The sequence below is a fragment of the Flavonifractor sp. An306 genome (assembly GCF_002159455.1).
Classification (GTDB): Bacteria; Bacillota; Clostridia; order Oscillospirales; family Oscillospiraceae; genus Flavonifractor.
This window is the reverse complement of record NZ_NFIQ01000001.1, coordinates 111,014-123,202: the sequence shown is the minus strand read 5'-3', so window position 1 is coordinate 123,202 and position 12,189 is coordinate 111,014. Positions and strand designations below refer to the sequence as shown.

11 protein-coding genes are annotated in these 12,189 nt (G+C 64.4%); 7 read left to right on the top strand and 4 right to left on the bottom strand.

Annotated elements, in window-relative coordinates; all coding sequences use genetic code 11:
* On the bottom strand, positions 1 to 1,428 hold a 1,428-nt coding region (locus B5F88_RS00600), incomplete at its 3' end, for a ferrous iron transporter B (protein WP_242959572.1).
* Positions 1,425 to 1,667 (bottom strand): FeoA family protein, encoded by a 243-nt coding sequence (locus tag B5F88_RS00595; RefSeq protein WP_087341058.1) that lies wholly within the window; start codon positions 1,665 to 1,667, stop codon positions 1,425 to 1,427. The genes B5F88_RS00595 and B5F88_RS00600, both read right to left, overlap by 4 nt.
* A gap of 216 nt (positions 1,668 to 1,883) precedes the next feature.
* Here B5F88_RS00595 and B5F88_RS00590 point away from each other — a divergent pair, with 216 nt between their 5' ends.
* The gene (locus tag B5F88_RS00590) at positions 1,884 to 3,248 is read left to right on the top strand and encodes an MATE family efflux transporter (RefSeq protein WP_087341057.1); all 1,365 of its coding nucleotides are present in this window, start codon (positions 1,884 to 1,886) and stop codon (positions 3,246 to 3,248) included.
* Positions 3,249 to 3,304: 56 nt separating this feature from the next.
* Here B5F88_RS00590 and B5F88_RS00585 read toward each other — a convergent pair whose 3' ends face one another.
* Positions 3,305 to 4,396 carry an alanine/ornithine racemase family PLP-dependent enzyme gene (locus tag B5F88_RS00585; RefSeq protein ID WP_242959571.1) on the bottom strand — a complete coding sequence of 364 codons (1,092 nt, stop codon included), beginning with the start codon at positions 4,394 to 4,396 and terminating at the stop codon, positions 3,305 to 3,307.
* A gap of 132 nt (positions 4,397 to 4,528) precedes the next feature.
* Between B5F88_RS00585 and B5F88_RS00580 the strand changes: the two genes are divergently transcribed.
* From B5F88_RS00580 to B5F88_RS00565, 4 genes are all read left to right on the top strand, one after another.
* Positions 4,529 to 4,912: a GntR family transcriptional regulator gene (locus B5F88_RS00580; protein WP_087341055.1), complete on the top strand. Its 384-nt coding sequence runs from the start codon at positions 4,529 to 4,531 to the stop codon at positions 4,910 to 4,912.
* A complete protein-coding gene (locus tag B5F88_RS00575; protein WP_087341054.1) occupies positions 4,905 to 5,765 on the top strand; it encodes an ABC transporter ATP-binding protein in 861 nt (286 codons plus the stop codon). Before B5F88_RS00580 ends, B5F88_RS00575 begins: the two co-directional genes overlap by 8 nt.
* A complete protein-coding gene (locus tag B5F88_RS00570) occupies positions 5,762 to 6,406 on the top strand; it encodes an ABC-2 transporter permease (protein WP_087341053.1) in 645 nt (214 codons plus the stop codon). Before B5F88_RS00575 ends, B5F88_RS00570 begins: the two co-directional genes overlap by 4 nt.
* Positions 6,407 to 6,472: 66 nt before the next feature.
* Complete coding sequence (locus B5F88_RS00565) at positions 6,473 to 7,543, top strand: type I phosphomannose isomerase catalytic subunit (RefSeq protein WP_087341052.1); 1,071 nt, start codon at positions 6,473 to 6,475, stop codon at positions 7,541 to 7,543.
* A 52-nt stretch (positions 7,544 to 7,595) separates the two neighbouring features.
* Here the strand turns inward: B5F88_RS00565 and B5F88_RS00560 are convergent, their stop codons facing one another.
* Positions 7,596 to 9,902 (bottom strand): vitamin B12-dependent ribonucleotide reductase, encoded by a 2,307-nt coding sequence (locus B5F88_RS00560; protein WP_087341051.1) that lies wholly within the window; start codon positions 9,900 to 9,902, stop codon positions 7,596 to 7,598.
* A 142-nt stretch (positions 9,903 to 10,044) separates the two neighbouring features.
* On the opposite strand from B5F88_RS00560, the gene B5F88_RS00555 reads away from it, so the two are divergent.
* Together B5F88_RS00555 and B5F88_RS00550 are read left to right on the top strand one after the other, a co-directional pair.
* Positions 10,045 to 10,998 carry a type II CAAX endopeptidase family protein gene (locus tag B5F88_RS00555; RefSeq protein WP_087341050.1) on the top strand — a complete coding sequence of 318 codons (954 nt, stop codon included), beginning with the start codon at positions 10,045 to 10,047 and terminating at the stop codon, positions 10,996 to 10,998.
* Between the two features lie 75 nt (positions 10,999 to 11,073).
* Positions 11,074 to 12,180 (top strand): glycosyltransferase family 4 protein, encoded by a 1,107-nt coding sequence (locus tag B5F88_RS00550; RefSeq protein WP_087341049.1) that lies wholly within the window; start codon positions 11,074 to 11,076, stop codon positions 12,178 to 12,180.
* Positions 12,181 to 12,189 lie beyond the last annotated feature (9 nt).

The window sequence follows — 12,189 nt, the reverse complement described above, 5'->3', positions numbered from 1 at the left end:
CCACAGCCCCGCCAGCGCTCCCCCCTCCGCCCCCACGAAGAACATGGTGATGACGGCGATGAGGGTGGGAAACCGGCCGTTGCAGGGGACAAAGCTGTTGGTAAGCATGGCGATGAGCCGCTCCCTGGGGGAGTCGATGATCCGGCAGCCCACCACCCCGGCGGCGTTGCAGCCGAAGCCCATGCACATGGTGAGAGCCTGCTTGCCGCAGGCCCTGGCCTTCTGGAAGGCGTGGTCCAGCAGGAAGGCCACCCGGGGGAGGTAGCCAAAGTCCTCCAGCAGGGTAAACAGGGGAAAAAAGATGGCCATGGGGGGGAGCATGACGCTGATCACCCAGGCCAGCACCCGGTACACCCCCAGCACCAGGGCCCCGTGGAGCCACTCCGGCGCCCCCAGCCAGACAAACAGCTCGCTCAGCCGGTCCTGGATCCAGAACAGGCCGTCGGACAGCAGGGCGGAGGGGTAGTTGGCCCCCTGTATGGTGAGCCACAGCACCCCCGCCAGCAGCAGGACCATAAAGGGCACGCCGGTATAGCGGTGGGTGAGAAAACGGTCCAGCCTCCGGTCCCGGTCCTCCTCCGGCCTGTGTTGGGCGGTCACCACGGCGCTGGCGATATCGCGGGCCGTCCCCAACAGGGCGGAGGCCACCACGCCTCCCAGCTCCGCCGGCTCCAGGCCGCTGTGGGCCAGCTCCTCCCTGGCCTGGGCCACCGCCCCCCACACCTCCCCGTCAGACCGGGGGTCCCAGTCCAGGGCGTCGGACAGGGCCTGGAGCAGAGAGGGGTCTCCCTCCAGCAGCCGCAGGGCGGCCCACCGGGCGGGCAGCCGCCCCCGCAGCCGCCGGGCCAGCAGAGGGGTGAGGCTGGCCACGGCAAATTCCACCGCCGGAGGGTAGCGCACGGTCAGGGGCGTGGGGGGCTCCGGCCGGTCCAGGGTCTCGGCCACCCGGTCCATCAGCTCGGTCAGACCGGCGCCCCGGCCGGCGCTGGTCCCCACCACCGGCACGCCCAGCCGGCGGGAGAGCCCCTCCAGGTCCACCTCCACCCCCTTCCGCCGGGCCTCGTCCAGCAGGTTGACGCACACCACGGTGCGCCGCTGGAGCTCCAGCACCTGGAGCACCAGATTCAGGTTGCGCTCCAGGCAGGTGGCGTCGCACACCACCACCGCTCCCCGGGCCCCGCCGAAGCAGAAGAAGTCCCGGGCCGCCTCCTCTTCCGCCGAGCGGGCCATCAGGGAGTAAGTACCGGGCAGATCCACCAGGGCGTAGTCCCGGCCCCGGTGGCGGCAGCGGCCCCGGGCGGTGACCACCGTTTTGCCCGGCCAGTTGCCGGTGTGCTGGCGCAGGCCGGTGAGGGCGTTGAACACCGTGGACTTGCCCACGTTGGGGTTGCCGGCCAGGGCCACCACCTGCTCCTCCGGACCGGTCACGCCCACACCTCCTCCGCCAGGCGCACCCCCGCCGCGTCCCTGCCCCGCAGGGCAATCACCGCTCCCCGGATCAGGTAGGCCGCCGGGTCTCCCGCCGGGCTGACGGCGGTGCAGGTGACGGTGGTGCCGGGGACCAGCCCCAGGTCAAAGAGTCGCCGGCACATGGCCCGCTCCCCCGCCACGTGGGCCACCACGCCGCTCTCCCCCACCCGGAGGGTATTGAGAAACTGAGTGCTCATATCGTGTCCATCTCCTTGCCAAAGGTATGGGAATGTTTGATTTCCGCACTCCAGCTTATGGCGGTTCCTGTCCCACGGTGCGGAAAAATTTCTTTTTCCGCGGTTAAAGCTATTGACGAATGATTTTGATTTCGATAGAATAGGAAAACCAAGTCAACCCCTTTTTCATCGCCGCAGCGGAATGCTGCGGCGATATTTTACGGCAGGAGGCGAACTATGTCACAAACCGGTGAAAACAAAATGGGGGTCATGCCCGTCAAGCGGCTGGTCCTCTCCATGTCTCTGCCCATGATGGTCTCCATGCTGGTGCAGGCCCTTTACAATGTGGTGGACAGCTACTTTGTGGCCAAGGTCAGCGAGGACGCCCTCACCGCGGTAGGCATGGCCTTTCCCTTCCAGAACCTGATGATCGCCGTGTCGGTGGGTACCGGCGTGGGCGTCAACGCCCTGCTCTCCCGCAGCCTGGGCGCCAGAGACCAGCAGACTGCCAACCGCTCGGCGGAAAACGGGGTGCTGCTGTCGGTGCTCAGCGCGCTGGTATTTATGGCGGCGGCGCTGCTGTTTGCCCAGCCCTTCTTCGTGGCCCAGAAGGCCACCCCGGCCATCGCCCAGCAGGGGGCGGCCTATCTGCGCATCTGCGGCGGGCTGTCCTTCGGCCTGTTTCTGGAGGTCATGTTTGAGCGGCTGCTCCAGGCCACCGGCCGCACCTTCTACACCATGATCACCCAGGGCGTGGGGGCCATCATCAACATCATCATGGACCCGGTGCTCATCTTCGGTCTGGGGCCCTTTCCCCAGATGGGGGTGGCCGGAGCGGCGGCGGCCACGGTACTGGGACAGATTGTGGCGGCCATTCTGGCGCTGGTCTTCAACATGACCCACAACCACGATATCCAGCCCACCTTAAAGGGATTCCGGCCCAGTGGGAAGATTATCAGCCAGATCTACAGCGTAGGCGTACCTACCATCGTGCTCAACTCCATCAGCTCCATCATGACCTTCGGCATGAATCTGATCCTCATTTCCTTTACCTCCACGGCGGTGGCGGTGTTCAACGTCTACTTCAAGCTGCAGAGCTTTGTGTTTATGCCGGTGTTCGGCCTGAACAACGGTCTGGTGCCCATCGTGTCCTACAACTACGGCGCCCGGAAAAAGCAGCGGCTGATGGAGGCCATCCGCTTCGGCTCCGCCCTGGCGGTGGGCATCATGCTGGTGGGCCTGGTGGTCATCCAGCTGTTCCCCGCCCCCATTCTGAGCCTCTTCGAGGCATCGCCGGATATGCTGCGCATCGGCGTGCCCGCCCTGCGGATCATCAGCCTGTGCTTCGTGTTCGCCGGGTTCAACGTGATCTGCTCCTCCGCCTTCCAGGCCCTGGGCAACGGGGTGCTGAGCATGGTGGTCTCCATCATCCGGCAGCTGGTGGTGCTCCTCCCCGCCGCTTTCCTGCTCTCCCTCACCGGGAATGTAAACGCGGTGTGGCTGTCCTTCCCCATCGCCGAGGTGGCCTCCCTGCTGTTGTGCGTGCTCTTCCTGCGCCACACCTACCGCACGGTGGTGGCTCCGCTGGACAAGCCTGTCTGAATTGATCTCACCATGAAAAATGCCCCAGGTCTCCTGACCTGGGGCATTTTTGCGGGCTATTTCACCACAATATCCACATAGGCGGAGGTGGTGGCGTCCAGCACGGCCATATACCCGCACCGAAACTCCATCCAGTCCCCCACCCGGACCTGTCCGCCGCAGTCCTCCACATCCACGATCAGATGGTCGGAGCTGGCCCCGATCATCCAGGCCCCCGGCAGGGTGGGGGTGAGGGCGGCCCAGGCCACATCCTGCTTGCCGGCGGCGCAGATGGCCCGCAGGCGCACGCCCCGGTCCGGGTATTCCGGGGTGTCCCCCTTGCCGTCCCGGCCGTGCTCCCCGATGGGTACCGAGGGCTTGCGGCGCAGCTCCACCACCTGGGCCCTGAAGGTGAAGGCGTCGTGGTGGCAGCCCTCCAGAAAACGGCTGCCGGTGGTGTCCTCCCCAAAGAGCACCCCCTCCCCCACCCGCAGCTGGTTGATCCCGGCGGGCAGCGTCCCGGCCTCCAGCAGACCCAGGGTACAGGTGGAGCCGCCGGAGAGGGTGGTGATGCAAAAGCCGTAGGTCTCGTTCAGGTAGTCCCGCAGCTCCACCAGGATTTGGGTGTTTTCCACCGAGGGCAGGATGCTGCCGTAGCAGCCCACGTTGGTGCCCAGGCCCACCAGCTCCACTCCGGGGCAGGCCTTGATCTGGGGGGCGATCTCGTCCAGCTGCTCCCGGCCGAACACCCCCTCCCGCAGGTCGCCTACGTCGATCATGAGAATGATGGGGTGGACCTTACCCTGGCGAAGGGCGGCCTCCGACACCGCCCGGATCACCTCGATCTGGCTCTGCAGGCTCCAGTCCGCCCAGCGGACCACCTCCTCCGCCTCGTCGGGGGCGGGGATACGGATGAGCAGGTACTTCAGGCCGGGGATGGCCCGTTTGGCGGAGATGATGTTTTTCATCCGGCTGTCGGCAAAGCAGGTGATTCCCCCCTCCATGGCCGCCCGGATCACCTCCGGCCGGGCGGAAAATCCCTTGGTGACAAAGGCCAGCTCCACCCCCCGCCTGTCACAAAGCTTGCGGAGGATTTCGGCGTTCTGCGTTACTTTTTGGGTGTCGATCTCCAGAACAGGCGCATACATCACACGTTCCTCCCCTTCCATTCGGATACCTCCATGATACTTGCTGCCAGGCATCCTGACAAGAAAATCTTTTTACCCTGTTGACAAGTGTGTATGTATGTGTTATTACTGTATATGTAGAGTATATACAGTAATAACAGCAAGAGGTGCACCATGGATATCATCATCAGCAACTCCGGCGGCGTGCCCATTTACGACCAGATCACCCGGCAGATGAAGGGCCTCATCCTCCGGGGGGAGCTGGCTGAGGGGGAGGCCCTTCCCTCCATGCGGCTGCTGGCCAAGGAGCTGCGCATATCAGTCATCACCACCAAGCGGGCCTATGAGGAGCTGGAGCGGGAGGGGTTCATCACCACCGTACCGGGGAAGGGGTGCTTTGTGGCCCCCCGGAACCTGGAGCTGGTCCGGGAGGAGACCCTCCGACGGGTGGAGGAGCATCTGTCCCAGGCAGTGGACATCGCCAGGACCGGCGGGATCACCCTGGCCGAGCTGACCGAGACCTTACATCTTCTGTATGGAGAGGACGAACATGAATAACGCATTGGAAGTATCCCATCTGAGCAAGGACTACGGCGCCTTCAAGCTGGACGACGTATCCTTTACTGTGCCCGGAGGCACCATCATGGGCCTCATCGGGGAGAACGGGGCGGGTAAATCCACCACCATCAAGTGCATCCTGAACCTGATCCGCCGGGACGGCGGGGAGATCACTGTCTTTGGGCGGGACAACCGGAAGGAGGAACGGGCGGTCAAGGGAGACATCGGGGTGGTGCTGGACGAGGTGCTGTTCCACGACGTACTCCGGCCCCGGCAGGTGGGGAAAATACTGGCGGGGCTGTACCCCAACTGGGACATGGCGCTGTTTGACCGCTATCTGGAGAAATTTGACCTTACCGGGAAAAAGACGGTAAAGGAGTTTTCCCGGGGCATGAAGATGAAGCTGGCCATTGGCGCCGCCTTTGCCGCCAAACCCCGGCTGCTGATCCTGGACGAGGCCACCTCCGGCCTGGACCCGGTGGTGCGGGACGAGATCCTGGACGAATTCCTGGAATTCATTCAGGACGAGGACCACGCCATTCTCATCTCCAGCCACATCACCAGCGACCTGGAGAAGGCGGCGGACTATATCACCTACCTGCACAACGGAAGGGTGGCGGTGTCCGGGGCCAAGGACGAGCTGCTGGACACCTACGGCAAGCTGGTGTGCGGCCGCTCCGAGCTGGAACAGGTAGACAGGGCTCTGCTGGCGGGCAGCCGGGTGGGGCAGTTCGGCTGTGAGGCTCTGGTAAAGGACCGCCGCGCCTTTGCCCGGCGGTATCCGGCGCTGACGGTGGACCCGGCCACGCTGGAGGACATCATGGTGTTTACCGGAAAGGGGGATGCCCAATGAAAGGGTTGCTCTATAAGGATATCGTGGTCCTGAAAAAGCAGATTTCCACCCTGCTGATCTTCGTGGTGGTCTACGGCGGCTTCTGCGTGGCCGGGGTGTTTGACTTCTCCATCATCGGCGCTCTCATCGCCGTGTTCGGCCTCACCATTCCCATGTCCTCGGTGGCTCTGGACGACACCTCCCACTGGGACCGGTACGCTGCCGCCACCCCCGCCGGGCGGAAGGGGATCGTGGCGGGGAAATATCTCTTCACCCTGCTGGTGATCCTGATCAGCGGTCTGGCAGGCACCGTTATCATGGTGGGTCTGTCCCTCGCGGGGCTCTCCGATACCCCGCCCGTGGAGCTGGTGGGTATCTCCCTGTCCTGCGCCACCGTCACCCTGCTGCTGGACGCCATTCTCCTCCCCTTCCTGCTGAAATACGGGGCGGAGAAGGCCCGGGTGGTCAGCATGATCACCTTCGTCATTATTTTCGGCGGCGCCATCCTGCTGGGCGGCATGATGAATAACGGCGTCAACATGCCCCAGCTCCCCAGCTGGCTGGCAGCCGCCCTGCCGGTGGTGTTCGCTCTGGTCAGTGTGGGGGGCTTCGCCCTCTCCTTCGCCGTCTCTCTGGGCATCTATGCCCGGAAGGAGTTCTGAGCCGCTTGACAGTCCGCCTCTTTCGCGGTATGGTGGTAGGCGAAAAGCAAGGAAAGAGGCGGATTTATGGAATTCTCACCGGATAAAATCTGTAAACTGGCCCCCAACAAGGTGGACTATCTCATCCCCGGCGGGGAGATGATCAACGCCTTTCTGGAGGAGGGGCCGGAGGCAAAGGTGTGCTCCCAGATGTGGGTGGCCTCCCTGGTCACCTCCGCCCTCTGCCCCGGCACCACCGTGGGCCTGTCCCGCTTCGCCGGGTCGGACCGCTTTCTCCGGGACTGTCTGGCGGAAGATCCGGCGGCCTGGCTGGGGACTGCCCACGCCGGCCGCTGGGGGGCCGACCTGGGATTTTTGTTAAAACTGCTCCACTCCCGGGACCGGCTGCTCATCCAGACCCACCCCGACGGGGAAAAGGCTATGAAATACTTCGGCCTGCCCCACGGCAAGGACGAGGCCTGGTATGTGCTCTCCACCCGGCCGGGGGCCTGCATCTGGCTGGGGTTCCGGCCGGGGGTGACGCCCCAGGGTTTCCGGGCGCTGATCGAGGCCCAGGACTCCGCCGGGATGCTGGCGTGTCTGCACAAAATTGAGATTCAGCCCGGCCAGGTGTACTTCATCCCCGCCGGCACCGTCCACGCCCTGGGCAGCGACTGCCTGGTGGCGGAAATCCAGGAGCCGGTGGACCTGACCCTGCGGGCGGAATACATCCGGCCAGACGGCTCCCGGCTGCCCAAAGAGAGCATGTACGGCGCCGCCGGGATGGACGGCATGATGGACTGCTTCACCTTTGACTGCCTGAGCCGGGAGGAGCTGCTGCGCAGGCACCTGTCCGCCCCTCTGCCGGAGGGGTCGGAGCCCTGGCGGAAAAAGCTGATCTCCGCCCGCCAGACCAGCCGCTTCTGGATGGACGAGCTGACCCTGGGGCCGGACCACCGGCTGGCGGAGGTCTCCAACCCCGCGTTCCAGGTCCTGCTGGTCCTGGAGGGGGCGGGGGAACTTCACTGGGCGGGCGGCACGCTGCCTGTCAGACAGGGGGAGGAGTTCTTTGTCCCCCACGGGGTACCCTCCTTCCGCTGCGCCACCGAAACCGGCCTGAAGCTGCTGACCTGCGGCGTTCCGGAGGGGGACGCCTGAACGCAAAAAAACCGGGCCCGCCGTCACAGACGGCGGGCCCGGGCTTTTTTTGTTATCCGCACTTGGAGTAGCCGCAGTCCCGGCAGGTGACGCAGCCTCCCTCATGCTCCAGTCTGGCCCCGCACTCGGGGCAGAACTTGGCCAGCTTGGCCTCGGCGGGGGTCATCCCCGGCCGGGGGATGGGAGCGGCCGCCGGAGCCGTGGGGGCGATGGGAGCGGGGGCGGGCTCATGGCCCCCGTTCTGAGACACCTTGAGTACCTTCTCCAGGGCCTTGGCAATGGCGTCGGGGCAGGAGGTCACCGGCACCCCCGCCTGCCGCAGGCAGGAGGGGCAGCGGATCCCCTTGAGCTGCTGGATGATCTCCTTGGGATCCATGCCGGAGCGGATGCCCACGCTGACCAGGCGGGCGGTGGCCTCGCTCTGGCTGGGGCAGCCTCCCGCCCGGCCGGTGTTGGTGAACACCTCGCAGATGCCGTTTTCGTCGTAGTTGACGGTGATATACAGGTTGCCGCAGCCGATGCGCACCTTCTCGGTAAAGCCGGTGGTCACGGCGGGCCGGGGCCGGGGCTGGATGTGGCCGTAGGACTCCTGGGGAATCTGGCACTCCTCGCACACCCGGCCGGCGGGGGCGGGGGCCTGCTTGCCGTCGTTGACCTTGCCGATGTTGAGCACCTGCTCGTTGCGGCTGCCGTCCCGGTAGATGGTGGTGCCCTTGCACCCCAGCGTGAAGGCCATCCGGTAGACCTCGGCCACCTCCTCACGGGTGGCGGAGTTGGGGAAATTCACCGTCTTGCTCACCGCGTTGTCGGTGTAGGCCTGGAAGGCGGCCTGCATCTTCACGTGCCAGATGGGGGAGACGTCGTGAGCGCAGACGAACACCCGCTTGATGTCCTCGGGGATGCCGTCCACGTGGGCCAGGGAGCCCTGTTCCACGATTTTGCGCATCAGCTCCTCGGAGTAGATGCCCGCCTCCACCAGCCTGTCCTTCAGGATCTGGTTGGTCTCAATGAGGTGGGTGTTGTCCATCACGTTGCGGATATAGGCGTAGGCGAACACCGGCTCCACCCCGGAGGACACCCCGGCGATGATGGACAGGGTGCCGGTGGGGGCGATGGTGGTGACGGTGGCGTTGCGCAGGGGCTTGTCATCCTTGTAGATGCTCTCCCCGAAGAGGGGGAAGGGCCCCCGGCTCTCGGCCAGCTCCTGGCTGGCCTGGTGGCCGATGGTGTTAATGGTGTCCATGATCTCCCCGGCCAGGGCCACGCCCTCCTCGCTGTTGTAGGGCACCCCCATGTACAGCAGCATGTCGGCAAAGCCCATGACTCCCAGGCCGATTTTCCGGGTGGAGCGGGTCATCTGGTCGATCTCGGGCAGGGGGTACTGGTTGACCTCAATGACGTTGTCCAGGAAATGGACGGCGTTGCGGATGGTGCGCTCCAGCTTGACCCGGTCCAGCACCCAGCCGGCCACGGTGCGGGTCAGGTGGTTGACCAGGTTGATGGAGCCCAGGTTGCAGCTCTCATAGGGCAGCAGGGGCTGCTCTCCGCAGGGATTGGTGGACTCGATCTCCCCCTGGCTGGGCACCACGTTGTCCCGGTTCAGCCGGTCCAGGAAGATGATCCCGGGCTCTCCGGTCTGCCAGGCGGACTGCACAATGGTGTCAAAGACCTCCCTGGCGTTGAGCTGGCCGGTGACCTGGCCGGTGGCGGGATTCACCAGGTCGTAGGGCTGGTTCTTCCCCACCGCCTCCATAAAGGCCTCGGTAATGCCCACGGAGATGTTGAAGTTGGTAATCTCCGAGGTGTCGTTCTTGCAGGTGATAAAGGACATGATATCCGGGTGGTCCACCCGCAGGATGCCCATGTTGGCGCCCCGGCGGGTACCGCCCTGCTTCACCGCCTCGGTGGCGGCGTTGAACACCTTCATGAAGGAGATGGGGCCGCTGGCCACCCCGCCGGTGGAATTCACCGTGGAGCCGTTGGGCCGCAGGCGGGAGAAGGAAAATCCGGTGCCGCCGCCGCTCTTGTGGATCAGGGCGGCGTTCTTGATGGCGTCAAAAATATCCTCCATGGAGTCGGCCACCGGCAGCACGAAGCAGGCCGACAGCTGGCCCAGGGGCCGCCCCGCGTTCATCAGGGTGGGGGAATTGGGCAGAAAGTCCAGGTTGGTCATCATCTCGTAAAAGGTCTTGGCGGTGGCCACCACGTCGGCCTTGGGGTCAAAGTGCCGGTCCCCCTCGGCAATGGCGTTGGCTACCCGGCGGAACAGGCCGTCCACCGTCTCGGTGGGGTTCCCCTGCTCGTCCCGGGCCAGGTAGCGCCGCTCCAGCACCGCCTTGGCGTTTTCTGATATGGGCATATATCGTCTCTCCTCCCGGTGAATTCAAAATAGCACAAGATATTGTATCACAGAAAAAGAGCTTGTCAATATTTCGTTCCTTGCCCGGTTTCCCCTTTCCTGCTATAATAGAGAAAAATATTCCCCTTTTGGAGGCTCGCCTATGCAAGACTGGCGCGTGAAATCCCTGGACCGGCCGGCTCCCTCCGAGCTGCGGGTCCATTGCCAATATTTTTCTCAGCTGGGCTGGGCTCTGTTTGCCCAGATGCTGTCCATGCTGACGGTACAGGTGGTGGTCTCCGCGCTGGTGGGCCTGCTGGCCCCCGCGCTGCTGTCCGACCCCATTTTTCTGTGGACCCTGTCGGTGGTCTCGGCCTATGGGGTGGGCTTTCCCGCCTTCTGCCTCATGATCCGCCGGGTGGACGCCCGGCCCTCGGAGCCGGGGCGGCCGCTGGGCCCCGCCCGGTTTTTCCAGGTCTATCTCATCGTCCTGGCCCTGATGTACCTGACCAACATGGCCACCCTGGCCTTTACCGCCCTCATCGGCCTGCTGCGGGGGGAAACAGTGGTCAACCCGGTGGAGCAGATGGAGAGCTACCCGGTGGCCCTCACCACCCTGCTGGGGTGCGTCATCGCCCCCATTACGGAGGAGCTCATGTTCCGCAGGCTGCTGCTGAACCGGCTGCGGCCCTATGGGGAGAAGTTTGCCGTGGTGGCCTCCGCTCTGTGCTTCGGCCTGTTCCACGGCAACCTGAACCAGGTGTTTTACGCCTTCGCCATCGGGCTGGTGTTCGCCTATGTGGCCCTGCGGACGGGGCGGCTGTGGCAGGTGATGCTGCTGCACGCCATGGTCAACAGCATTTCGGTGCTGATCCTCCCCCTGCTGGAGCCCCTGGGGACGGCAGGGGAAAACCTGCTGAGCCTTCTGGTATTTATGGCCATTGTGGTGGGCATCGTATTCCTGGTGGCGCTGCGGCGGGAGGTCCGCTTCGCCCCCTCCCCCTCTCCCCTGTCCGCCGGATGGACCTGGCGGGTGTTTTTTGAGAATCCGGGAATGGCGTGCTTCTGCGTGCTGTTTGTGGCCCTGTGCGTGATCTATCTGCTGCCCCAGGGGTAAGTGCCGGTTGCTTTTCCCGCCGGTTTCCTGTACAATAACTTCTGCCAAATCACTGCGGAAAGGGGATTATCCTCTATGCTGAAGGTACTCTATCTGCTCAACTTTGCCGGCAAGGCCGGCACCGAGCGGTATGTGGAAACCCTGGTGCGCTACCTCTCTCAGGACGGCCTGGTGCAGCCCTTTTTCGCCTACAACGTAGGCGGGCTGCTGGTGGAGCGGCTGGAGGAGATGGGGGTACCCTGCCGGCGGGTGGAAATGCGCCGCCGCTTCGACAAGAAGGCCGCCAAAGAGCTGGCCGCCCTGTGCGCGGAGTGGGACATCCAGCTGGTCCACTGTCACTACCTGCGGGAGCATTACACCGCCCTGCTGGCAAAAAAATACTACCCCTCCCTCCGGGTGGTGTACACCAACCACTTCGTGATGGCCAACGATTTTGTCACCCGGTTTACCAACCGGCTGATGGACAAGCGGCAGGATCAGATGATCGCCGTGTGCAACCGGGGCCGGGAGCAGCTCATCGCCAACGGCTGGAGCGGCGAGCGCATCCAGGTCATCTTCAACGCCGTGGACCCGGAGGTCTGGGCGGGGGACCGGTCGGAATCCACCCTGCGCAGCGAGCTGGCTCTGCCGGAGGACCGGTTTGTGATGCTGTGCGCCTCCCGGTTTGCCGAGGACAAGGGGCACAAGTATCTGATCGACTCGGTGAAAAAGCTCACCGGGCTGACCGACAGGCCCTTCACCCTGGTGCTGGCGGGGGACGGCCCCCTGCTGGAGCCCAGCAAGGCCCAGGTGCAGGAGCTGGGTCTGGAGGAGCAGGTTAAATTCATCGGCTTCCGCAAGGACATCAAGAACCTGTACAAGGGCTCCGACCTGTACGTCAACTCCTCCCGGCACGAGGCCCTGTCCTTCCTCATCATCGAGGCCATGGCCGCCGGGCTGCCGGTGATCGCCACCGACATGGGGGGCAACTCGGACATCGTCAATGACGAAGCGGGCTGCGGACTGCTGGTGGAGTACGACAATCCGGACTCCATGGCGGGGGCCATGAAGCGCTTTCTGGAGGACCCGGACTTTCTGGCCCGGTGCCGGGAAAACGCCCTGCGCACCATCCAGGAAAAGTTTGAGATCCACAAAATGGCCCGGGCCACCTTTGAGGTCTACCGCAAGGCCCTGGAAAACTGATTGCAAAAA